The sequence below is a fragment of the Streptomyces sp. NPDC093801 genome, from assembly GCF_040701585.1.
In the GTDB taxonomy this organism is placed as follows: domain Bacteria; phylum Actinomycetota; class Actinomycetes; order Streptomycetales; family Streptomycetaceae; genus Streptomyces.
Window position 1 is genome coordinate 35,239 of the sequence record NZ_JBFBDP010000047.1, and the last position, 22,604, is coordinate 57,842.

The window sequence follows — 22,604 nt, forward strand, 5'->3', positions numbered from 1 at the left end:
TTCCCCCCTCATCGGCCCCACCGCGGTCCCGACCGTCCTCGGTCATTTTTCGCGCCGCGGTGCCGCCGCTCATTGGCGTTGGCGTCACCCGCTGTAAGATACGAACGGGACGGACGGTTTGCAGCAGGGCTTCCGACGCTCCGAGCATCTGCGAGGGAAGGAGCCAACGTGGCTGAACAGGTCCGAGCCATCCGCACGCGCCAGGCGATCCTGAGCGCGGCGGCCAGGGTGTTCGACGAGCGGGGCTACCAGGCCGCCACCATCTCGGAGATCCTCACCGTCGCCGGGGTGACCAAGGGCGCCCTGTACTTCCACTTCCAGTCCAAGGAAGACCTGGCCCAGGGCGTCCTCACCGCACAGAACGAGGACCTTCTGCTCCCGGAGCGCCCCGCCAAGCTCCAGGAGGTGGTGGATGCCGTCATGCTGCACACCCACCGCCTGCGGACCAACCCCATGGTCCGCGCGGGCGTCCGGCTGAGCCTCGACGTGAACGCCGGGGGACTGGACCGCAGCGCTCCGTTCCGCAACTGGGTCGACAGGTTCACGGACCTCCTGGAGAAGGCCCAGGCACAGGGAGAGCTGCTTCCCCACGTGGTACCGGCCGAAACCGCCGATGTCATCACCGGCGCCTACGGCGGTGTCCAGTCCATGTCCCAGGCGCTCACCGAGCACCGGGACCTCGGGCAGAGGGTCAACGCCCTGCTGCGGCACCTCATGCCGAGCGTCGCCCAGCCCTCGGTCCTCGCCTCCCTGCACCTCGGCGAAGGCCGTGCGGAGGAGGTCTACAACGAAGCCCGGCAGCTGGCCCGGGAACAGGCGGGCGAGAGGGACTGAGCAGCCCTCGCAACCGGCCGCTCCGCACACCCCGCGGGGCGGCTCCGCTTTCCTCCACGCACCGCCGGCGGGCAAGCTCCCGCGCGGTGCGCTCCGCGCTGCCTCCGAACCCCCTCGACGGCGACCGGGTGCGGGCGCTCCGGGAAGGGCCGGAACGGTGCTCCGCGCGGCTGCAGGTGCTCCACCCCGCCGGCCGTCGCTCTTTGTGCCTGCAACACATGCCCCCCTGCCGTCTGCTGCAAGAAATATACCGCACGTCCCGTTCTTTTCAAGAGAGCTCACGCACTAGGCTGCGTCGCATGACCGACTCTTCCCTGCGCCTGGTGCCCGTCACCCCGGACAACTTCGACGCGGTGTGCGCCGTGCGGGTGCACCCGGACCAGGAGCACCTCGTCTCCCCCGTCATGAAGTCCCTCGCCGAGGCCTACGTCCACGGGGACACCGCCTGGCCCCGCGCCGTCGTCGACGGTGACGAGGTGGTCGGCTTCGTCATGGCCTTCATGGACTACGTCTGGGACCCGGCGAAGGACCCGGAGCACCGCCGCTCGGGCCTGTGGCGCCTGAACGTCGCGGCCGACCGGCAGGGCAGGGGCTACGGCCGCTTCGCCGTCGAGGCGGTCACGGAGGAGATACGCCGCCGCGGCGGGGAGCGGGTGTACGTCACCTGGAAGCCGGCGCAGAACAGCCCGGAGCCCTTCTACCTGGGCCTCGGCTTCCGCCGCACGGGCGAACTCAGCGGCGACGAACCGGTCGGCGTCCTGGACCTCGTCTAGAGGGTCCGGCCCAGCACCACCGTGCCCGGCACGCCCGGCACGCCCGGCCCGGCCCCCGCCCCGGCCCGGTACTGCTGCGGGCTCACCCCGCGGACCCGCTTGAAGGCCGCCGACAGCGCGAACGCGCTCCCGTACCCCACCCGGCGGGCCACCGACGCCACCGTGGCGTCCGGCTCGCGCAGCAGGTCGGCGGCCAGGGTCAGCCGCCAGCCCGTCAGATAGGCGACGGGCGGCTCTCCGACGAGCTCCGTGAAGCGCCGGGCCAGCGCGGCCCGCGACACCCCCGCCTTGCGCGCCAGCTCGGCCACGGTCCACCCGTGCGCGGGGTCCTCGTGCAGCAGCCGCAGCGCGGCCCCGACGACCGGATCGCCCTGCGCCCGGTGCCAGCCCGGCGCCCCCGCCCCGGGCGCGGCGAGCCAGGCCCGCAGCACCCCGATCAGCAGCAGGTCGAGCAGCCGGTCCAGCACGATCTCCTGCCCCGGCTCGTCCCGCGCCACCTCCGTGGCCAGCAGCGCGATCAGGGCGGTGTCGGCGGCCCCCGCCGGGCGGACCAGCACTGCGGGCAGCGCGCCCAGCAGCCGCTGCCCGATCTCGCCCGGTGCCTGGTACGTCCCGCTCAGCATCACCGCCGCGCCCGCACCCGGCCCCGGCCGCCCCCACGTGCGCACCCCGAGCGCCAGCCGCTCACCGAGGTCCTCGCCCTCCTGCGTACTGCACCGCTGGTCGGGGCCGACGGTGATCTCCACCGGGGTGTCCGGGCCGTCCGCGAGGGTGTACGCCCCGGGCCCCCGTACGACCGCCACGTCGCCCGGCCCGATGAGCGCCGGCTCCCCGTCGTCGGGCAGCAGCCACGCCGTGCCCCGCACCATCGTGATCACCGACAGCGCGGCCCGGTCCTCGATCCGCACCGCCCACGGCGGGTCGAAGACGGACTTCAGCAGGACGGCGCCCCGGGCCTTGGGCCCGTCGAGCAGGCCGGTCAACGTGTCCATGCCCCCATCCTCGCCCTTCTCAGACGTCCCAGACCCCGCGGGCCGCCGCCTCGCGCGCGTAGTCGGCGAAGTCCCTGGGCGGGCGCCCCAGTACCTCCTCCACCCCGTGGACCAGGTGCGCGTTGCGCCCGTCCAGGATCAGGGTGAACAGCTCGGCGAACTCCTCCGGGAGCCCCTCCTGCCGCAGCGCCGCCCGGAACTCCCCGTCGGAGACGGGCACGTACGCGATCGCGCGCCCGGTCGCCTTCGACAGCTCGGCGGCCACCTCCCCGAAGCCCAGCAGCCGCGGCCCGGACAGCTCGTACGTCCGGCCGACGTGCCGGTCGTCGGTGAGCGCGGCCACCGCCACGTCGGCGATGTCGCCGGCGTCCACGAAGGGCTCCACCGCGTCCGCCACCGGCAGGGCGATCTCCCCGGACCGTACGGGCTCCAGGAAGAAGCTCTCGTCGAAGTTCTGGTTGAACCAGCTGGCCCGCACGACGGTCCAGTCGGCGCCGGAGGCCTTCAGCCGCTCCTCGGCGAGCCGCGCCGCCTCCTCGCCCCGCCCGGACAGCAGCACCAGCCGCCGCGCCCCGGCCGCGACGGCCGCCTCCGCGAACGCGCCGACCTCGTCGGCGGCCCCGGGGAAGGCGAGGTCGGGCTGGTAGGTGACGTACACCCGGTCCACGTCCCGCAGCGCCGGGCCCCAGGTGGCGGGCTCGTGCCAGTCGAAGGCCGGCGCCCCGGTCCGCGAGCCGATCCGCACCGGCCGCCCCTCGGCCGCCAGCCGCTCCGCCACGCGCCGCCCGGTCTTCCCGGTGCCGCCGATGACCAGGGTCTTCTTCGTCTCGTTCGTGTGCGTCGTCATGGGAACCAGTCAATCCCCGCACGGCGGGACGCGACATGGCCCAGACGCTCGCCCGCATACGCGTGCGTCCACGCCCCCGCTACTTCTCCGCGAGGGTGTGCGCGACCAGGGCGTTGGCGTGCCCGTGCCCGAGCCCGTGCTCGCTCTTGAGCCAGGCGACCAGCTCCATGTGCCGGACCAGCGGAGACGACCGGATCATCTCCTTCCACTCCGCGACCGGGCGGCCGTACTTCTTCTCGATCGAAGGGAAGTAGCTTGCGGGGCCCTTGACCGGCTCGCTCATCTCGTCACGCTCCTCGTGGCTGTTTCCATGGGGACGGCTCCCGTCCTCACAGGGGTAGACCGGCGTCCGTGCGGAAACTCATCGCGGATCCCGGAAGTTCTTCCGCCCGGAACCATCCGGCGTTCCGGATCTGTCGGACCCTCAGGACAGTCCGGGACGGGGGATGTGATCCCATGATCCACATGACGAGGACTCTCTACCTGTTCTGCTCCGCCGCCCCGCCCGTCTTCGACGTGGCCCACGTGATCGAGGACGCCCAGTCGCGCGGCTGGAACGTGTGCGTGGGCCTGACCCCGACGGCGGCGCGGTGGGTGTCCGAGAGCCTCGACGGGCTCGCCGCCCTGACCGGCAACCCGGTGCGCTGGCAGTACAGGCTCCCCGGGGAGCCCGACGCGTGGCCGGCCGCGGACGCCGTCCTGTTCGCCCCCGCCACCTTCAACACGGTCAACGCCTGGGCGCTGGGCCTCACCGACCGGTTCACCGTCGGGGTCGCCACCGAGGCCCTCGGCAAGGGCGTCCCGGTGGTCGCCATGCCCTGCACCAACACGGCGCTCGCCGCGCACCCCCAGTTCGAGCAGTCCCTCGCCGTGCTGCGCGGCGCGGGCGCGGAGCTGCTCTACGGCGAGGGCGGCTTCGTCCCCGGCCCGGCCGGCCCCGACACCCCGCCGCACTTCCCGTGGCAGACGGCCCTGGACGCCGTGGACCGCGCCGCCGACCGGGCCGTCTAGGGGGTGTCGCCCCCTGGGTCCCTACTCCCCCGTGACCCCGTCGATCGCCTCGCGCAGCAGGTCCGCGTGCCCGTTGTGCCGTGCGTACTCCTCGATCATGTGGGCCAGGATGTAGTGCAGCGAGTACGGCTGGTCGCCGAAGTGCCCCCGCACGTCGAGGGATTCGGCGGCCTCCACGATCCTCCGCGACCGCGCGCAGGCGTCCTCCCAGATCCGGAACGCCTCGGCCGGGTCCGCGTCGTCGACGTGGAACTCCGTCCACTCCCCGGCCTCGTTCCTCGGGAAGTACCCGCGCACGTCCTCCCCGGCCAGCACGTTGCGGAACCAGCCGCGCTCCACCTCCGCGAGGTGGCGCACGAGTCCCAGCAGGCTCAGCCCGGACGGCGGGACGGCCCTGCGCCGCAGCTGCTCGTCCGTCAGGCCCGCGCACTTCATCCGCAGGGTGTCCCGCTGCCACTGCAGGACGCTGGTCAAGGTGGCCCGTTCGTCTCCCACCAGCTCGGGCGGGGTCCGCTGCGCATCGCTCATCGGCTGATGATCACACCGCTCACCGCGCCCCGCCCGGCCGTTCCACATGCCGGACGCCCCGGAGGTCCGGGAGGCCCGGCGGGCCCTCAGGCCGCGACGCGCCGCTCCGCCCCCGCCAGCGCCCGCACGCCCTCCAGACTGCTTCCGTACCCGGGCCGCCACCCCAGCTCGCGCCGGGCCTTGACGTTCGACATCCGCAGGTCGGTCCCCATGATGGCGTGCGCCAGCGGCGCCGGCCGCAGCACCCACAGCGGCACGGTCATCGGCGCGGGAGCGCCGAAGGCCTCCGCCACCGCCCCCATGTGCGCTCCCCAGCCGGCCGGGGCGTCGTCGGCGATGTTGTACGCCTCGCCCGCGCGCCCGGCGTCCACCGCCAGGGCCACCGCGCGCGCCGCGTCCGCCACGTCGACCCAGCTGAGCGCCCGCCCCTTGTCGGCGACCACCGGGAGCCTGCGGCCCCGCAGCAGCCGAACCAGGTGGCCGTCGGTGACGCCCTCCCCGTAGAACAGGCCGAACCGCAGGCTGACGCCCTCGATCCCGTCGGTGGTGAACGCCAGCTCCTCCTTGGTCCGCATCGCGCCGACGTGCCGTTCCAGCCAGACGTTCGTCCCGCGCGGCCCGAAGCCGTCGTCCTCGCCGATCAGCGCCCCGCCGTGGTCCCCGTACCCGTAGCCGAACATCATCGACTCGACGACGAACCGGCGCGCCCCCGTCTCGCGGGCGGCGGCCAGCAGGTTCACCGTGCCCTCGGTGCGCAGCCGGTTGGTCCCCGCCATGTCCTGGTGGCGGGCCATGGCCTTGCCCGACAGCGCGGTGGCCGCGTGCACGACCGCGTCGAAGCCCCGCCCGTCGACCGCCCGCAGCAGTCCCTCCCGGTCGAGCAGGTCGGCCCGGACGTCCATGCCCGCGCCCCGGCCCAGCCCCGCGACCTCGTGGCCCGCCGCGCGCAGGGCCGCCGCCGTCCGCTGTCCCAGTACCCCGCTCGCGCCCGCCAGCAGCACCTTCATGACCGTCCTCCTCCGTCGTGGTCTCACAGAGGGGACAGGCGGGCACCGCCGGATGTGACACCTTCCCGGAAGAAATCCGAGAGGGATCCCCGCGCCCTACGCGGCGTAGAGGTCGAAGGTCGATCCCCGCTTGGGCCCCGCCACCACGTCCAGCGCCGGGTCCACCTTCAGCATCGCCTGCTGGAGCCGCTGGAGCTGCGGCGACGGCTCGACGCCCAGCTCCCCGATCAGCCGGCCGCGCAGCCTGCGGTACGCGTCCAGTGCGGCCGCCTGCCGACCGGACCGGTACAGGGCCACCATCAGCTGGGAGTGGAGCCCCTCGTGCTGCGGGTACCGGGCGGCCAGCTCGGTGAGCTCGGCGAGGAGTTCGGTGTGCCGTCCGAGCCGCAGGTCGGCGTCGATCCGCCGCTCGACGGTGCCGAGCCGGCTCTCCTCCAGCCGCATCACCTCGATCCCCAGGACCGGCCCCACGCGTACGTCGACCAGCGCGGGCCCCTGCCACAGCGCGAGCGCCTCCCTCAGCAGTGCGGCCGCGCCCGCGTCGTCACCACCGTCGAAGGCGGCCTGCCCCCGGGCGACGAGCCCCTCGTACACGTGGACGTCGACGGCCCCGGGCGGCACCTGGAGCAGGTATCCGCCGTGCCGCGTCGTGAGGACCTCCTTCGCGGCGCCCGGCCGTCCGGCGCCCATGGCCGTGCCGAGGCGCCGACGCAGCTGGAGGACGTACGTCTGCAGCGTGGTCGGCGCGCTGAGGGGCAGCTCGTGCCCCCAGATCTCCTCCATGAGGGTGGGCACCGGCATCACCTGCCCGGGGTGCAGCGCGAGGAGGGCCAGGATCTGCCGCGGCTTGGACGCCGTCGGCACGATCGAGTCCCCGTCGACCTCGGCACTCAGCGGACCCAGAACCCGGATCTTCATGGTCTTCCCTCCTCAGTCCGTCGCTTCGCCCCGCTCCTGCGCGCCCCGCCGCACCGGCTTCCGGCCGGCCCCGGCAGGGCCTCTTGCCGCCGGGACCGGACCGGTTCCTCCACGGCCCGGCCCCGGCAGGGTCTGATGCCACGGGCTCCTGGCTAGACCCCGCTCCCGAGGAACTCGTAGCTCCGTTCCCCGTCCGCCGCGCGCGTGTCACGGGCCGCCCGTGTCCGGTACTCGCGCGCCCGCTCCGCACCGACGAGGCTTGGCAGCAGCAGCCCCCACAGGGCCGCCACCTTCCGCTGGAGTTCCGCGTAGGACAGCCCGGTCCCGGCCAGTACCTCGATCCCGCAGACGGCGGCGGCCACCAGCGCCTCGGCGCTCTCCCACCGGTCGGCGGCCCGGCCCCCGTCACCGGCGGGCTCCCCGCCGTCCAGCCCGTCGGCCGACGGGTCCAGCGGCAGTTCGCCCACGTCCCGCGCCATCCGCAGCAGTTCGCAGACCGTCTCCAGCCACGCCCCGTGGAAGTCCATCGCGGGCGGCTGCTGGCCGGCGCACTCCTTCGTGATGCGGAAGCTCGCCGGGATCGCCGGATCCTCGTGCAGCGTCCGCGCCAGCCAGTGCGTGGTGTCGATCAGCGCCTGCAGGGGCGAGGCCCCGCCCTCGCGCAGTCCGCGCACCGCCTCGTGCAGCAGGCCGCACCCGCGCCGCTGGACCGCGTCCGCGAGCTCGTCCTTCGAGGCGAAGTGGAAGTACAGCGCCCCCTTCGTCACCCCGGCCGCTCCCGCGATCTCACCGAGCGTCGCGTTGGCGTATCCGTTGCGGTGGAACAACTCGGCCCCGGCGAAGACCAATCGCCTGCGCGTCCGCTCCGACCTTTCCTGCACCGCTCCGTCTCCTTCCGCCCCCGCTGCGTCCCTGGCCTTCCCCCCGGCCGGCGCCGCCGCCTGGGCCGGCACCGGCCGCGCGGGTCAGGCCCGTACGAGCCGGTCGGCCCTCACACCCGCTCCGGCGACCGCGGCGGCCCCCACCGGCGCCTGCTTGCCGGCGCCGACCTCCGGACCCGCCATCAGGATCGACCGCTGGAGGCGGCGCAGGGTGGTCGACGGCTCCAGCCCCAGGTCCCGGACGAGCGTGGCGCGCAGCCGCTGGTACACGTCCAGCGCCTCGCCCCGGCGGCCCGAGCGGTGCAGGGCGAGCATGAACTGCCCGTGCAGGTTCTCGTGGGTGCGGTACCGGCTCACCAGCACCGTCAGCTCCGCCAGCAGCTCCCGGTGGCGGCCCAGCTTCAGGTCGGCCTCGATGCGCTGGTCGAGCGCGCACAGCCGGGTCTCCTCCAGGCGGCGCGTCTCCATGTCCAGCTGCACGCCGCCCTGCACGTCGGCGAAGGCGGGCCCGGACCACAGGGCGAGCGCCTCGCGCAGCCGCTGGGCGGCGACCGGGAAGTCACCCGCGTCGATCGCCCGGTAGCCCAGGCCGGCCAGCCGGTCGAACTCCCGTACGTCGCTGGTCCCGCCGTCGCTGTTGAGCAGGTAGCCGCCGGGCAGCGTGACGAGCACGTCCTTCGCGGTGCGGTCCTCGTCGGTCCCTTCCAGGGCGGTCGCGATCAGCGCGCGCAGCTGGAGGACGTACGTCTGCAGCGTGGTGCGGGCGCTGCGCGGGGGCATCGTCCCCCACAGCTCCTCGATCAGCGCCGAGACCGGTACGACCTGGTCGGCGTGGAGGGCCAGGAGCGCCAGGACCTGCCGGGGCTTGGGGGCCGTGGGCGTGACGGAGATCCCGTTCTCCCGCACGGCGAGTGCGCCCAGTACATCGATGTCCACGTCGTACTCCCCTGTCCTTTGGATGAGTCGCAAGAGTCAGTAGAAAACAGGCCGGACGGTTTGTCAACACGAAACCGGGCAACCAGTTTGCACCCTGGTGAGATCTCGACGCCGCCCAGAAATCCCCTCTGACCTGGGTCTTTATGGACCTTGCGCCCACCCACGACAGCGCGGAGCTCTTCAGCCGCCTCGCGACAGCAGCCATATAACACCCAGGGAGACCCAAAAATCAAACCATTCAGTCTGTTTCCTTTCCGGGAATCGCCTCGACGAGGACCGCAGCCGCCGCCTCGCCGCTCGCGATCCCGGGAAGAACCACGGTCCAGATCCGGGTCAGGAGCTGCCGGGCGCTGCGTCCGGGTTCGACCCCTCCCAGCCCCTCCAGCCCGACCGTCGACGCCACCACCAGGCGCGTCGCGTCCTGCGGGGACACCCCCTCGGCCAGCAGCCCGGCCCGCTCGGCCGCGACCAGCAGTTCCTCGGCCCACATCCACCACTGGCCGCGCAGGTCCACCGGGCTGCTGCGCGCGGCGTCCGCACACAGCGCGAACGCCGCCCTCACGGCGACGTCCTCGGCCAGCAGCGCGAGCATCGTGTACGTGGCACCGACCAGCACCCGCAGCGGCCCGCCGTCGCTCCCGCGCTCCTCCTCCGCCGCCGCGGCCCGCCGCAGCGCCCGCTCGGCGCGCTGCTCCACGGCAAGGGCGAGGGAGGTCTTCCCGTCGAAGTGGAAGTGCAGGGCGCCGGAGGTCACTCCGGCCCGCTGGCTGATCTCGGCGATCGAGGCGGCGGCGAACCCCTCTTCGGCGAACACCTCCGCGGCAGCGTGCACCAGGGATTCCCGCGTGCGTGCCGCACGTTCCTGCTTGACCATGGGGGGCTCTCCACACCGCATCCGCCGCGTCAGCGGTCCGCCCCGCAGAAATGGGGACATCGTGCGCCACAGTCGGTTCCCCCACCGGAGCCGGACCGGACTCCCACCGGAGCAGCACCCCCCGTTCACACGGTCGCCGCCCGCCCGTGCCCGGCCCACCCCGCCCCGTGCCCCGCGCCATCGGCCCGTCCACCATTAACGGCGTTAACGCCCCACCCCGTCAGGGCACCCCACGTCGGCGTCGACGCCGTTGATACCGCGCCACCGCCGACGCCGTCACAGCACCCGGTACGGCGGTCCCCGCCACCCGTGCCCCAGGGAAGACGGCCCGCACCGAAGGCCCCTCCGGCGACCGCCTCCACCAAGCCCCGTACCGAACCCGCGCACAAGCGGAAGCCCGACCCGCCTTGCGCCCCGGCCCCGGACGTTCCCCGCCCGGGGCCGGCCTCAGGACCCCGTCCGCCGCTCCACGAGCAGCCCGACCCCGTCGAGGATCCGCTCCAGCCCGAACTCCAGCCCCTGGTCCTGGCCCCCGTGCTCGGCGACGGACCCCAGCGCCGCCGCCAGCGCCGGATACTCCTGCCCGCGCCCGCGCACCACCTCGACGAGCACGGCCCCCAACTCCTCCTCCACCCCGGCCGCGCCGCCCGAGGCCCGCTCCTGCCCGGCGATCCCCCGCACGTGCCCGGTCAGCAGCACCACCACGTCCATGGCCTCGGCCCCGCTCAGCCCGCACCCCTCCAGCGCGGCCAGCGCCCGTTCGAGCCAGCCGACCTCCCGCGGCCCCAACGCCCGCGCCCCCACGGTGGCGTCGAGCAGCCACGGGTGCGCCCGGTACCCGGCCAGCAGCTCCCGCGCCCACACCCCGAGCCGCTCCCGCCAGCCGCCCCCGGCCCCGGCCCCGGCCGAGGCGGCGTCCCACGCCGCGCCCGGATCCGGCAGGGCCGCCTCCACCATCAGTGCGACGAGCTCCGCCTTGCCGGGCACGTACCGGTAGAGGGCCATCTTGGTGACCCCCAGCTCCCCGGCCACCCCCTGCATGGACACCCCGCCGAGCCCGTCCGCATCGGCGATCCCCACCCCCGCCACCGCGATCTGCTCCAGCGTCAGCCCCCGCCGGGGCCCCCGCGCCGGCGTCACGGGCGGCCCCCACAACAACCGCACCACCGCACCGCGCTGCCCGTCCGCCACCACGCACTCCCTCACCCCGGACACCAAAACCGCGTCCACCGTACACAACGCGCTCCGGCGCCCCGGGGCGGACGGCAGGCACCCGACGGGCGTCCGATCCCCCAGCCGGGCCCCGCGTCTCACACGCGGGCCAGGTGCTCCCGGTACCAGGGGGCGGCCTCGTCCAGGCCGGCCAACGGGCCGGGGCCGGGCGGGCAATCGGCCGCGTCCCAGATCGCGGCGCTGTCGTACCAGTGGTCCTGCGCGACCAGCTTGAACTGGCTCGGGCCCACCCGGCAGCCCGAGGCCGCCATGCGCTCCAGGCACTCGGCCTCGGAGAGTTCTCCGTCCACGGGCGGGAGCACGCCCCGCTCGGTGAGCGCCCCGATCAGATCGGCGGCCCGCACCGGTACGGGATGGCTGGCGTGCCAGACGGTCCCTCCGGCCGGCCCGTGTCCGAGTGCGAGCCGGACGATCAGCCGGGCGAGATCGCGGACCGCCACCGCCGAGAGCAGGGCCCGGCCCCCGTCCCACAGGGCCCCGGTGGCTGCGAGGAGCCGGTCCAGTGCGGGAACCAGCCAGCGGTCCCCGGCGCCGATCACCAGGCCGGGCCTGAGCACGACCGCCCCCGCGGCCAGCGCGGGGCCCTCTCCCGCCAGCCGGGTGCGGCTCGCCGGAGACACGGGCGCGGGGACGACGGCGTCCACGCCGATCCCCTGGTGGGGTCCCCTGCCGTAGACGGCCGAGGTGGACAGGTGGACGATCCGCCGGACCCCGGCCTCCCGGGCCTGCGCCATCAGGGCCCCGGTTCCGTCGATGTTGACGGCGGCGCATTCCCGCTCGTCGGAGCCGATCCGGGACGCAAGGTGGAGGAGGACGTCCGCCCCCTCGCAACTCCCGCGCAGCGATCCGGGGTCGGACAGGTCTCCGGGGCACCACTCGTCCGCCCCGCTGCCCGGCTCCGGCGCCGTGCGGCCCACGGCCCGCAGGAGGAGGCGCCGACCGCCCGGCTCCACCTCGTCCCGGATGCGGGAGAGTTCGGCGAGGACCGCCGAGCCTATGAATCCGGTGGATCCGGTGATCACCAGCCGCTGTGGCTCGGCCATCAGGAAACCGTTCCTCCCCCAGGAAAAAAACCGATCGGCCGCAATGTTATGTCTGGTCACCCGGACCCGGCCCCACAGAACGGTGCTCATCTTGCCCTCGTCACCCGTACCGCAGCCCGTCCCTCCGCGGCAGCCCCAGCCGGTGGTCGACGGGCCCTCAGGAGCGCCCCGCACCGGGACCGTGCGAGGACCGCTGTCCGGAAGGACGGCCCTGGTGACCGGCGCCAGCCGCGGCATCGGACGCGCGATAGCCGAGCGCCTGGCGGCCGACGGCGCCCTCGTGGCCGTCCACTACGCGCACAGCGTCGAGGCGGCCGGCGAGGTCGTGGCCTCGGTCCGCGCCGCAGGAGGCGATGCCTTCCCCCTGCGGACCGAACTGGGCATCGCAGGCGATGTCCAGGCCCTCTACTCCGCGTTCGACTCCGCACTCGCCCGGCGGGGCATCGAGCCCCGGCTCGACGTCCTCGTCAACAACGCCGCGGTCAGCGGCTCCGCGCGGATCCACGAGGTCACGGCGGAGCTTCTCGACAGGATCTTCTCGGTCAACGTCAAGGCGCTCGTGCTGCTCACCCGGGAGGGCCTGACCCGCATGCCGGAAGGCGGCCGGATCGTCAACATCTCCTCGGCCATCACGCGCATGGCCTACCCGGAGTCCGTCGTGTACTCCATGAGCAAGGGTGCGCTCAACACCCTCACCCTGGCGCTCGCCAAGGAACTCGGGCCCCGGGGCATCACCGTGAACGCGATCGCTCCCGGGTTCACGGAGACCGACATGAACGCGAAGCTCCGCACCACGCCCGAGGGGACGGCCCGACTGGCCGGCCTGTCCGTCTTCGACCGCATCGGCCGGCCCTCCGACATCGCCGATGCGGTGGCCTTCCTCGCCTCACCGGACTCCCGGTGGGTCACCGGCCAGCTCCTCGACGTGTCGGGCGGCATGCACCTCTGAAGGGCCACCGTTAACGCCGTTAATGCCCGCCACCGTTAACGGCGTTAACGCCCCGGCTCACCCACCTGACAAAAATCAACACATCAAACACCACCCAACTTCCCCAAACCGCCACCTACCAACCGCCTCAAAAGTACTGGTCGACTGGTTTTCTTTCGCTTCCTCCCACTAGATTGATCTTGAACACCAGCGGACGAAACCGACATCGGGAGACACACGTGGCGAGGGTCAGACAGGAACGGGCCGAGATCACCCGGCAGGCGATCCTCGACGGCGCGGCCATCGCCTTCGACCACGCGGGCTTCGGCGGCACCAGCCTCAGCGACGTGGTCAAGCACGCCGGGGTCACCAAGGGCGCCCTCTACTTCCACTTCCCCTCCAAGCAGGCCCTCGCCCGCACCCTGGTGGACGAGCAGTTCCAGGTCTCGGCAGACGTCCCCGCCATCGAGGACCCGGGCCTCCAGACCGTCATCGACCTCACCCACCGGATGGCCTCCGGACTGCGCACCAACGTCCGCATCCGCGCCGGCATCCGCCTGGTCATCGAGTTCGGCTCGTTCACGGACCCCGACCCGTCCCCGTACAACGCCTGGATCGAGACCTGCCGCAGCTGTCTGACGCCGGCCCAGGAGCGCGGCGACGTAGTGCCGTCGGTCGACGTGCACGACCTCTCGACCTTCCTCGTCGGCTCCTTCACCGGCATCCAGGTGACCTCGCACGTCCGCACCGGCCGCGAGGACCTGCACGCCCGGGTCGTCGACCTCTGGACCTACCTCCTCCCCGGGATCGTGCCCGCCGACCGCCTCGCCCTCTTCGACCCCGAGGGCTCCCCCGAGTGCCGCGCGGCACTGGACCTGCCCACCGCCCCACCCCTCCCCCTCCCCTGACACCCCCTCCAGGGCGGTCCCGCACACCCGCGGGGCCGCCCTTTCGCATGCCCGGAGCCCTCCCCCACCCATTTCGTTAGCAAAACCCAAGCGTGGCGCCCACACGGACCCAAGAACGTTAGTAAAGTCCCTCTCATGACTTCGCCCTCGTCCCCGAGCGACCGAGAGAAGGTCGTCTCCAAGCTCCCCCCGTGGCTCCGCCAGGAGTTGAAGATCCGCACCGCCCAGCTGCGGGTCGACATCCAGGACGCCGTCCACCAGGGCATCGCCGACTGGAGCGCCCTCGCCTCCGCCCCCTCCCCCGTCGACACCTCCGGCGCCGAGTCGTTCTCGACGTGGCTGCCCGCCGGCCAGTGGGAGTCCTTCCGCACCGACTCCAAGGACCGCGGCGTCTCCCTCATCCAGGGTCTCGCCCAGGCGGTTCACCTCTGGCTGGAGATGAACCCGGCCCCCACCGTCCAGCGCCCCTCGGTGGTCCGCCGCATCGTCGTGTGCAACCAGAAGGGCGGCGTCGGCAAGACGGCCATCACCGCCGGCACCGCCGAGGCCCTCGCCGAGGACCCCTCGACCCTGCACCCGGTCCGCGTCGCCCGCCAACTGGCGAGGCTCGCCGCCCCCGGGGAAACCGAAGGCGCCCATCCCACCACCCCGCTGGACCTCGAAGACCTCCCGGGCCTGGGCATGCGCGTCCTGCTGGTCGACTTCGACCCCCAGGGCCACCTCACCAAGCAGCTCGGCCAGCAGCCCCTCCCGATCGGCGGCGACAGCCTCACCTGCCACATGGCCGGCGAGGCCAAGGGCCCCCTCCAGGACCTGATCGCCCCGATCGAGCACGACCGCTTCGGCGACCGCCTGCACCTCCTGCCCGCCTGCACGGACGCCTTCCTCCTCGACGTCCGCCTCTCCACGGTCCGCGCCCGCGAGGCCGCCCTCGAACGCGCCCTCGCCCCCGTCGAGTCCGACTACGACGTCATCCTCATCGACTGCCCGCCCAGCCTCGGCCTGAGCATGGACGCGGCGATCTACTACGGCCGACGCCGCGACACCGAACAGCCGGGCGCCTCCGGCGCGCTGATCGTCGTCCAGGCGGAGGACTCCTCGGCGGACGCCTACGACCTCCTCACCTCCCAGATCAACGACCTGCGCGACGACCTCAGCCTGGACATCGACTACCTCGGCCTCGTCGTGAACCTCTACGACGGCCGCCGCGGCTACATCGCGACCAGCTCCCTCCAGGCGTGGATGGACATAAAGGATCCCCGCGTCGTGGCGATCGTCCCCGACCTCAAGGAACAGCGCGAGTCCGTCCGGCTGAAGCAGCCCCTCTTCGTCTACGCCCCCAACGGCGACCAGGCCGTCGCCCTGCGCGCCCTCGCCCGGGAGATCTCATGAGCAGCAAGGCCGACAAGCTCGGCGTCTCGGCGTCCTTCGCACGGGCCCAGCCCGTCGGCGTCAGCTCCCGCCGCGCCGCCATCGCCGAAGCCACGGGCGCCCCCACCTCCGGGGTCGTCCCGCCCTCCGAGGTCCCCATCGAGGCCCTGGCCCACAACCCGTTCAACCTCCGCGAGGACCTCACCGACCTCGACGAGCTGGCGCAGTCCCTCAGCGTGCGGGGCCAGCTCCAGCCCCTGGCCGTCGCGACCCGCATGGCCTTCATGGAGGCCCACCCGGGCGCCACCGACGGCCTCGGCCGCGCCCCGTACGTGGTCATCGACGGCAACCGCCGCCTCGCCGCCGCCCAGCTGGCCGGGCTCAAGACGATGCACATCCACGTCAACGACGCCCTGTCCGCCTCGGCCGCCGACATCCTGGAATCGGCGCTCATCGCCAACGTCCACCGGGTCGACGTGGCACCCATGGACCAGGCCCGCGCCCTCCAGGAGCTCGTCGACGTCCACGGCTCCCAGGCCCAGGTGGCCAAGCGGATCGGCAAGACCCCCGCCTGGGTCTCCCAGCGCCTGACCCTCCTCAACCTGACGCCCGAGCTCCAGGACAAGGTGGAGACGGGCGAGCTGAAGGTGGAACCGGCCCGCCGCATCGGCCGCCTCCCCCAGGAGGAGCAGGCGGCGGCCGCCACGGAGAGCATCAACGCCGTCACACCCCCGCGCCAGCGCACCCGCCCGGCCCCGCCGGCCGTTAACGCCGTTAACGCCCCGGCCCCCGCGGCCGCACCCGCCCCGACCACCCCCACCCCCCGCATCACGATCTCCGCCCAGTCCCCGGAGACCATCGCGGACGCCCTCACCGCCCACCTCACCCCGGACGATCTCAAGGCCGTCACGGAACTCCTGATGCAGCGCATCTGAGCCGGACCCACGCACGCCGGGGGCGCTGACGGCATTAACGCCGTTAACGCCCCCGAGTGCGTTTCAGGTGCGTTCAGCCGTGCGCTTCACATAGGGTGCTCTTGGAGGTAGCAATGAGCGAGACGAACGAACAGACCACCCTCTTCGCAGCGGTCGACGCCCTGCTGGAGGAAGCCGCGGCGAAGGACGGCCTCCCCGCCCCCGACGAGCGCAAGCGCCTGCGCGAGGCGGCCGGCCTGAGCCAGGACCAGATCGCCAAGGCCCTCTCCGTCCGCCGCGAGACCGTCACCTCCTGGGAGACGGGCCGCACGGCACCCCGTCCCCCCAAGCGCGCGGCCTACGCCCGCCTCCTCGAAGGCCTCGCCGCCCTCCACCCCACCCCGGGCACCCCCACCCTTGACACCGTCAACACCCAGCCCCCCACCACACCCACCCCACCCACCACCGCCGACACCGTTAACGCCGTTAACGCCCAGCCCCCCACGCCCCCACCCGCCATGGAGACCGTTAACGCCGTTAACGGCGAGCCCCCCACACCCCCCACCTCAGCCCCCACCCCACCCCCCACCGTTAACGCCGTTAATACCGACCCCACCGCCCCACCCACCCCCCTTAACGCCGTTAACACCCCCACCCTCCACGAAGCAGCCCCCCACCCCGCGGCAACGGCGCCCCAGCCCCGCACCACCCCACCCCCCACACCCACCACCCGCACCGTCCCCTCCCCTTCCCTCTCCACCCCCCTCCCCCTCCAGGGCAACGGCCCCCTCGCCGTCCTGGACGGCACCGGCCACGCCCATGCCGCCGGCGGGGTCCTCCTCAGCCACCCCACCTCCGACCTCCCCGCCCTCATCTCCTGGGCCCTCGGCCCCGACGCCGACCTCCGCGCCCCCCGCCTGCACCGCAACGGCAAGGACGGCGACCCCCTCCTCGTCCTCACCGCCCCCGCCGCCGAGCGCCTGGGCCTCCCCCTCACCCTCGAAGACCGCCGCGCCCTCCGCCTCCCGGACAACCACCCCGTCATCAAGCAGCTCACCAAGGCCAAGTGGCAGCTCACCCGGCGCGGCTTCGGCCCCTGGGCCCGCATCTACCGCCCGGCCTCCCCCTCCACCGGCCGCCAGTGCGTCCAGCTCGCGGTCCTCCCCTGGGGCGCCCTGGACCCCCGCGCCTGGGGCGAGGACACCGCCGACCTCCCCGCCCCCGAACTCGCCGAGCTGCTCTCCACCTACGCCACCCGCGTCCTCACCCCCCGCGGCTCCACCGCGGTCACCGGCCTCGAACTCATGACGGCCCTCCGCCCGCCCACCCGCGCGGCCCGCAACCCGCAGACGAACACCTGGGAGTCGGCCCCCGTCCCCGGCTCCCTCACCCGCCCCGTCGACCCGGCCCCGCCCGAGGCCCCCGACGAGCACCCGGTGGTCGCCTCCCTCTACCCGCGCTCCCACCAGCGCACCCCGGACGAGGTCCTCGACGAGGAGGCGTACGACTGGATCCGCGACCCGGAGCTCCTCACCGACGCCGAGTGCGCCCGCACCCACGCCGTCGGCATCGACGTGAACATGGCCTTCGCCGCCGCCGCGAACCGCCTCACCGTCGGCACCGGCCCCGCGACCCACACCACCAACCCCCGCTTCGACCCCAAGCTCCCCGGCTGCTGGCTCGCGGACCTCTCCTCCCTCGCCCTGGACCCCCGCCTCCCCAGCCCCTTCACCCCGCACGGCAGGCCCCCCACCGGCCCGGCCTGGTACGCGACCCCGACCCTGGCCTACGCCCGGGAGCTCGGCCACGACGTCCGCCCCACCGAGGCCTGGACCCGCCCGGAACACGGCCCCTACCTCGACGCCTGGTACACCCGCCTCCGCGACGCCTACCTGGCCACGATGGCGGACCTGGGCGTCACGACCGCGCTCACGGAAGCCGAGTTCCTCAAGGCCATGGAGACCCACAAGCACCACAGCCCCCTCCCCACGGCCGTCCTCTCGGCGATCAAATCCACGGTCAAGGGCGGCATCGGCAAACTCCGCGAACGCCCCCAGGGCGCCGGATACCGCCCGGGCGAGCCCTGGCCCGCCCTCGAACGCCCCACCTGGCGCCCCGACATCCGCGCCGCCGTCATCTCCACGGCCCGCGTCAACATGCACCGCAAGATGCAGAAGCTCGCCACGGGCGCCGGCCTCTACCCCATCGCGGTCCTCTCCGACTGCGCGGTCTACCTCTCCGACGGCCCCAGCCCCCTGGACTTCCTCCCCCGCACCCCCGACGGCAAGCCGCTCCCGGGCGGCTTCCGCCTGGGCGTCAGCCCCGGCATGGTCAAGCACGAAGGCACCCAGCCCCTCCTGTGGGCCGTGCAGCTCCTCGACGAACACCTCAACCCGGCCCGCCACATCAAGGGCCACGACGCAGCAGCAGACGGCGAGTAACCGATGTCCGACATCAACGACAGCCTCACCCGGGCCGACGAACAACACTTCACCCGCCCCATCCCCAAGTCCGCGGGCGCCCAGATGCGCTACCTCCTCAAGCAGCTCAAATCAACCAAGAACGTCGCGGCCGTTCTCGGCATCTCCCAACGTACGGTCGAGCGCTACGTGAAGAACGAGATCAAGCAGCCCAAGCCCGCCCTGGCCGCCCGCCTGGAGACCGAGGTACGCCGCCGCTGGCAGCCCCTGGTCCGCAAGCGCGCCCGCGAGAAGGCCGCCCGCACCACCGGCCTGGTCATCGAGACCCGCGCCCGCTTCGGCTTCACCGCGGCCCCCGGCACCACCGACGACGGCCGCATGCGCCGCATCACCCAGCACCTCCCCCCGGAGTACGCCCAGCGCCTCTTCGCGGCCCAGGACACCGGCGCCACCGAGGCCCAGCTGCGCCACATCACGGCGGAGGCCCTCCAGGAGATCTACTTCAAGGACAACGGAGCCCGCGCCTCCAGCCTCCTGGTCGAGTTCACCGACATCGACTACGTGGACTTCGCCTTCTAACACCCACGCCCATCCCCCTCCCCTCCCCCCCACCCCCCTCAAACACTAGCCATGTACATACTAGCCATGTACATTATCCCTCATGGACGAGAACGGCGAAAACGCCACACCCGGCTTCCTGGTCTGGCGCCTGTCGACGAAGTGGCGGGTGGCGGTCGACCGGGCGGTCGCCCCCCTGGGCATGACCCACGCCCAGTACGCCCTGCTGGCCTCGCTGTACGGCATGTCCCGCGCCGGGCTGCGCCCCAGCCAGCGCCGCCTCGCCGACCACACCGGCCTCGAACCGCTGTACGTCTCCAAGCTCGCCCGCGCCCTGGAGTCCTCCGGCCTCGTCGCCCGCACCCGCGACCCGGACGACCCGCGCGCCATGCAGCTGTCGCTCACCGAACAGGGCCACGCGCTCACGGGCCGCGCGATCACCACGGTCCAGAACCTCCTGGACCAGCTCCTGCGGCCGCTCGGCGGCCAGGACGACCCCCGCGCCCGGCAATTCGCCCGCGACCTCGCGACCCTGCTCGACGCACCTCTTGATCCGCACACCGAGAACGAGAAGGAGCAGCCGTGACCGCCCCCACCCTCAACGCCCGCGTCATAGCCCTGGCGCACCACGCCGCCCGCACCCTCGCCGAGGGCGCCCTGACCCGCCACGGTGTGACGTTCCACCAGAGCGTCACGCTCCGGACCGTCGCCACCGCGGGCGGCACCCTCGCCCACCGTGACCTGGTCGCCGAGGTCACCGACGCCCTCAAGACCACCGAGCCCCTGATCGACGAGGTGATCGGCGAACTGACGGCCGCGAAGCTGCTGCACCGCCAGGCCTCCACCCTCAGCCTCACGGACGCCGGCCGGGACCTGTACGAGGCCACCGCCGCCGAGACGGCCGCGATCGCCACCCGCCTGTACGCCGACATCCCGGCCGAGGACCTCGCGGTAGCGGGCCGCGTCCTCACCCTGATCACGGCCCGCGCGAACGCCGAACTGGCCGACGCCTGAGACCCCGCACCCCCGAACCCGCAGGCGCCCCCACAAGCCCCTGAAACCCTTTGAGGGCCCCGGGGATATCCCGGGGCCCTCAAAAGCTCTTGAGGAGCCGTCAGAGGCCCCCTGGAGGCCCCTTCTCAAGCCACTTACCCGACAGCGTGCAAGGTCCGCCGACGCTTCGACTCCGCCGCCTTCTTCGCCGCCGCCTGCGCGGCGCGCTTCTTCCGCTGCTCGGCGAGCTGGTCCTGGTACTCCGCCACCGCCTGGTGGTAGCTGGCGACGTACCCGCGCGCGTCCAGCCGCTCGTCCGGCGCCATCTCGTTCACGGCGGCGACGGCGTCCTCGAAGGAGTTGTACCCGGCGAGCATCGGGTTGATCTGGTACACCCCGTTCCTGACCTTACGCACGAGCTTCGCCAGCTCCAGGCTGCGCAGAGCGGCGTTGACGCTCGGCCGGCTCAGCTCCAGCAGCCCCCCGATGGTGGCCTGGTCAATCAGGATCCGCCCACCGGGCTCGCTCAGCGAACGCAGCTTCAGCAGCACACGGTACGCGGCAGGCGGAAGGTCGAGGTCGGAGAGAAGCCCGTCGGCGTTGACCGCAGCGAATCGCAAGGTGCTCACTGAGCTGTCCCTTCTTCCTTGCGCTGTGCCCGGCTCAGCCGGCGCGCAGCGCGCTCTTTGGACCGTTCGGCCCGCAGTTCCTCGATTGCCTGCCGCATGTGGTCCAGCGACGGGAACCGCACCAGGTCGGGCAAGCTCGTGTCGCTGCGAATCTGCGAGATGGCGCTGTGCTGCTCCACCTTCACGAACTCACCCGCCGTCTCCGTACCCGGGATGAACTCGGCCACCCGGTAACTGTAGGGCGGGTTGAACTGGTACACACCCCGCCGCACCTTGAAGACGATCCCATGAGACATGACGGTGTGCAGAGCCTCCGAGGTCTTTGTCCGACTGACGTCCAGGATCGTAGCCATCTCCTCCTGGGTAAGTGGAATCCGCCCTCCCGCCCGCTGGCACGCGATCAACAGCAGGATCAGCCTCAGGGGCAATGCTTCCCTGAAGTACTGGGCGATCACCAGGAAGAACTCCAGGCTGTCCATCGAGAACGCGTTTGGCTGACTCTGCGTCCCGTAGAACTCCAGCGGCTTGCGTTCACCGTCCAGCGTGAGCTTCCGGCTGGGGTACCGCTTCGCGAGGCTGTCCAGATCCTTGACCGGAGCCAGCGGCTGACTCCACGCCGAGATCGCGTCATCAACGGGGAGATCAGGACGCGGCGCGCGCGACGGACTCTGCCGGCGGCGCTGTGCTTCTGATGACACGAGGATGCTCTCCACTTCGTTGATCTGCAGAGAGAGTATGTCAACAAGGGTGACACTAATGTCACGCTCGTTGACGTTCGGCGTGTCTTATGTCCCCCCAGGGGGGACACATCTCGGCCACAGCGCCCCGCCAGGCCCTCTGGAACCCCCCTCGCCCAACCCCACCCCCCTCCGGCGCAGTTCGCCGACGTATCTCGCGAAAAACGTCAGCCCCCCCGACGTTTTGGCCCAAAAAGCGTCAGCCTCGCTGACGTTTTGCTGTCGTTGTGTCCCCCTACCAGCGACACATCGCCCGAGTTATGTCCCTTCTGGGGGGACATAACTTTCCCCCCACACCCCCGCTGACCTGCGGCAACGCATATCCGTACCCTCTATAGGCCGTCTCCTGCCGCGCTGCGCGCACGAAACGCCGTCGCGAACCCTCAGCTCCAGCCCATTTCCTGACGCCGAACCACTCCAGCCACCCCACCGACACGGACCGGACAGCCTGTCCGTAACCACGCAGAATCTGACTGATTCCTATCTCTATCCCCACATCACTTTGAATCACCCACCCAACCGACCATTAACGCCGTTAACGCCCAACCCCCGACCACGACCAACCTTCAACCACTCCTCAACCGCTTCGCCCCAACCTCTCCACCCAACACCCCACCCCATCGGCCCTGCCCAGCCCACCACCCCACGCCACACCCCACTCGCTCCCCCCATCCTTATCTGACTGGCCGTCACAACACCTCACCCCTCCTCCCAGCACGCCCAAAACCACCCCACCACCCCTCGTAAACCACTCAAGAGGCCGACAAACAACACATCTCACTCAAGAACAACCACAAAACGACCAGACACCCACTCCAAAACAGCCCTCTTTTCCAGCCTCAAGACCGCCGCCTCTCCTTGCACCAAAGACACCCCAGGTCCACAGGCCCAGGACCAAAAGGACCTATCAGCCCCAAAGACCAGCCCAGCCTCTCACCGGCCACACCGTCACCTCGGCGGCGCCAGCCGGAGCGAAGCGGAAGCCCAATCGGCCGTTTTGCCGGGCCCTAGCCCGGCAAAACGAGCCCCTACCGAGCGCAGCGAGGCGGCCCCCCTCCCCTGGCCGGAGCGAAGCGGAGGCCTAACCGGCCCGAAGGGCCGGCCTTGGCCCACTAAACGGGCCCCCCAGCGCAGCGAGGCGGCCTCCCCCCCCGCCGAGCGCAGCGAGGCGGCTTCCCTCCCCCCGGGCCGGAGCGAAGCGCAGGCCCACCGGCCCGAAGGGCCGGCCATGGCCCGCGAAGCGGGCCCCCGCCGAGCGCAGCGAGGCGG

The 22,604-nt window shown here is 72.5% G+C and carries 24 protein-coding genes; 11 read left to right on the top strand and 13 right to left on the bottom strand.

All coding sequences use genetic code 11. From position 1 onward, the window contains the following. The first annotated feature begins 168 nt into the window (after positions 1 to 168). Both AB0469_RS36530 and AB0469_RS36535 read left to right on the top strand, forming a co-directional pair. Entirely contained in the window at positions 169 to 834 is a 666-nt protein-coding gene (locus AB0469_RS36530) for a ScbR family autoregulator-binding transcription factor (RefSeq protein ID WP_366455866.1), read from the top strand. 299 nt (positions 835 to 1,133) lie between these two features. Continuing rightward, a complete protein-coding gene (locus AB0469_RS36535; protein WP_366455867.1) occupies positions 1,134 to 1,607 on the top strand; it encodes a GNAT family N-acetyltransferase in 474 nt (157 codons plus the stop codon). Here the strand turns inward: AB0469_RS36535 and AB0469_RS36540 are convergent. The 3 genes from AB0469_RS36540 to AB0469_RS36550 all read right to left on the bottom strand — a co-directional run bounded on the left by AB0469_RS36540 (position 1,604) and on the right by AB0469_RS36550 (position 3,729). After that, positions 1,604 to 2,599, bottom strand: a complete 996-nt coding sequence (locus tag AB0469_RS36540) for an AraC family transcriptional regulator (RefSeq protein ID WP_366455868.1) — start codon at positions 2,597 to 2,599, stop codon at positions 1,604 to 1,606. The two genes, AB0469_RS36535 and AB0469_RS36540, sit on opposite strands and share 4 nt — an antisense overlap. 19 nt (positions 2,600 to 2,618) lie before the next feature. Then, positions 2,619 to 3,446 carry an NAD(P)H-binding protein gene (locus AB0469_RS36545; protein WP_366455869.1) on the bottom strand — a complete coding sequence of 276 codons (828 nt, stop codon included), beginning with the start codon at positions 3,444 to 3,446 and terminating at the stop codon, positions 2,619 to 2,621. Between the two features lie 79 nt (positions 3,447 to 3,525). Continuing rightward, positions 3,526 to 3,729 (bottom strand): DUF4287 domain-containing protein, encoded by a 204-nt coding sequence (locus AB0469_RS36550; protein WP_042818454.1) that lies wholly within the window; start codon positions 3,727 to 3,729, stop codon positions 3,526 to 3,528. A gap of 182 nt (positions 3,730 to 3,911) precedes the next feature. Between AB0469_RS36550 and AB0469_RS36555 the strand changes: the two genes are divergently transcribed. Beyond that, positions 3,912 to 4,457, top strand: a complete 546-nt coding sequence (locus tag AB0469_RS36555; RefSeq protein ID WP_366455870.1) for a flavoprotein — start codon at positions 3,912 to 3,914, stop codon at positions 4,455 to 4,457. Positions 4,458 to 4,478: 21 nt separating this feature from the next. Here the strand turns inward: AB0469_RS36555 and AB0469_RS36560 are convergent, their stop codons facing one another. The 8 genes from AB0469_RS36560 to AB0469_RS36595 all read right to left on the bottom strand — a co-directional run bounded on the left by AB0469_RS36560 (position 4,479) and on the right by AB0469_RS36595 (position 11,877). After that, entirely contained in the window at positions 4,479 to 4,985 is a 507-nt protein-coding gene (locus AB0469_RS36560) for a DinB family protein (RefSeq protein ID WP_366455871.1), read from the bottom strand. Positions 4,986 to 5,071: 86 nt separating this feature from the next. Beyond that, on the bottom strand, positions 5,072 to 5,992 hold the full coding sequence (locus AB0469_RS36565; protein WP_366455872.1) for an NAD(P)-dependent oxidoreductase: 921 nt from the start codon (positions 5,990 to 5,992) through the stop codon (positions 5,072 to 5,074). A gap of 96 nt (positions 5,993 to 6,088) precedes the next feature. Further along, complete coding sequence (locus tag AB0469_RS36570) at positions 6,089 to 6,910, bottom strand: AfsR/SARP family transcriptional regulator (protein WP_366455873.1); 822 nt, start codon at positions 6,908 to 6,910, stop codon at positions 6,089 to 6,091. A gap of 152 nt (positions 6,911 to 7,062) precedes the next feature. Beyond that, positions 7,063 to 7,791: a ScbR family autoregulator-binding transcription factor gene (locus AB0469_RS36575; protein WP_366455874.1), complete on the bottom strand. Its 729-nt coding sequence runs from the start codon at positions 7,789 to 7,791 to the stop codon at positions 7,063 to 7,065. Positions 7,792 to 7,875: 84 nt separating this feature from the next. Then, positions 7,876 to 8,727, bottom strand: a complete 852-nt coding sequence (locus AB0469_RS36580) for an AfsR/SARP family transcriptional regulator (protein ID WP_366455875.1) — start codon at positions 8,725 to 8,727, stop codon at positions 7,876 to 7,878. 238 nt (positions 8,728 to 8,965) lie between these two features. After that, on the bottom strand, positions 8,966 to 9,601 hold the full coding sequence (locus tag AB0469_RS36585; RefSeq protein WP_366455876.1) for a ScbR family autoregulator-binding transcription factor: 636 nt from the start codon (positions 9,599 to 9,601) through the stop codon (positions 8,966 to 8,968). A 447-nt stretch (positions 9,602 to 10,048) separates the two neighbouring features. Beyond that, positions 10,049 to 10,792, bottom strand: a complete 744-nt coding sequence (locus AB0469_RS36590; protein ID WP_366455877.1) for a TetR/AcrR family transcriptional regulator — start codon at positions 10,790 to 10,792, stop codon at positions 10,049 to 10,051. 119 nt (positions 10,793 to 10,911) lie between these two features. Further along, positions 10,912 to 11,877 (bottom strand): NAD-dependent epimerase/dehydratase family protein, encoded by a 966-nt coding sequence (locus tag AB0469_RS36595; RefSeq protein ID WP_366455878.1) that lies wholly within the window; start codon positions 11,875 to 11,877, stop codon positions 10,912 to 10,914. A 214-nt stretch (positions 11,878 to 12,091) separates the two neighbouring features. Here AB0469_RS36595 and AB0469_RS36600 point away from each other — a divergent pair, with 214 nt between their 5' ends. The 8 genes from AB0469_RS36600 to AB0469_RS36635 all read left to right on the top strand — a co-directional run bounded on the left by AB0469_RS36600 (position 12,092) and on the right by AB0469_RS36635 (position 19,990). After that, entirely contained in the window at positions 12,092 to 12,826 is a 735-nt protein-coding gene (locus tag AB0469_RS36600) for an SDR family oxidoreductase (RefSeq protein ID WP_366455879.1), read from the top strand. Positions 12,827 to 13,044: 218 nt separating this feature from the next. After that, entirely contained in the window at positions 13,045 to 13,713 is a 669-nt protein-coding gene (locus tag AB0469_RS36605; protein WP_366455881.1) for a ScbR family autoregulator-binding transcription factor, read from the top strand. A gap of 135 nt (positions 13,714 to 13,848) precedes the next feature. Next, complete coding sequence (locus AB0469_RS36610) at positions 13,849 to 15,105, top strand: ParA family protein (protein WP_366455882.1); 1,257 nt, start codon at positions 13,849 to 13,851, stop codon at positions 15,103 to 15,105. Further along, positions 15,102 to 16,019 (top strand): ParB/RepB/Spo0J family partition protein, encoded by a 918-nt coding sequence (locus tag AB0469_RS36615; protein WP_366455883.1) that lies wholly within the window; start codon positions 15,102 to 15,104, stop codon positions 16,017 to 16,019. Before AB0469_RS36610 ends, AB0469_RS36615 begins: the two co-directional genes overlap by 4 nt. Positions 16,020 to 16,132: 113 nt before the next feature. Then, positions 16,133 to 18,439 carry a helix-turn-helix transcriptional regulator gene (locus AB0469_RS36620; protein WP_366455884.1) on the top strand — a complete coding sequence of 769 codons (2,307 nt, stop codon included), beginning with the start codon at positions 16,133 to 16,135 and terminating at the stop codon, positions 18,437 to 18,439. 3 nt (positions 18,440 to 18,442) lie between these two features. Beyond that, positions 18,443 to 18,997 carry an XRE family transcriptional regulator gene (locus AB0469_RS36625; protein ID WP_366455885.1) on the top strand — a complete coding sequence of 185 codons (555 nt, stop codon included), beginning with the start codon at positions 18,443 to 18,445 and terminating at the stop codon, positions 18,995 to 18,997. Positions 18,998 to 19,079: 82 nt separating this feature from the next. After that, positions 19,080 to 19,562, top strand: coding sequence for a MarR family transcriptional regulator (locus AB0469_RS36630; RefSeq protein WP_366455886.1), 483 nt, complete (start codon positions 19,080 to 19,082; stop codon positions 19,560 to 19,562). Beyond that, positions 19,559 to 19,990, top strand: a complete 432-nt coding sequence (locus AB0469_RS36635) for a MarR family transcriptional regulator (RefSeq protein ID WP_366455887.1) — start codon at positions 19,559 to 19,561, stop codon at positions 19,988 to 19,990. Before AB0469_RS36630 ends, AB0469_RS36635 begins: the two co-directional genes overlap by 4 nt. A gap of 134 nt (positions 19,991 to 20,124) precedes the next feature. Here AB0469_RS36635 and AB0469_RS36640 read toward each other — a convergent pair whose 3' ends face one another. Further along, positions 20,125 to 20,598 carry a hypothetical protein gene (locus AB0469_RS36640; protein ID WP_042811489.1) on the bottom strand — a complete coding sequence of 158 codons (474 nt, stop codon included), beginning with the start codon at positions 20,596 to 20,598 and terminating at the stop codon, positions 20,125 to 20,127. Beyond that, positions 20,595 to 21,311 (bottom strand): hypothetical protein, encoded by a 717-nt coding sequence (locus AB0469_RS36645; RefSeq protein ID WP_366455888.1) that lies wholly within the window; start codon positions 21,309 to 21,311, stop codon positions 20,595 to 20,597. The genes AB0469_RS36640 and AB0469_RS36645 overlap by 4 nt, the downstream gene beginning before the upstream one ends. Positions 21,312 to 22,604: the final 1,293 nt, after the last annotated feature.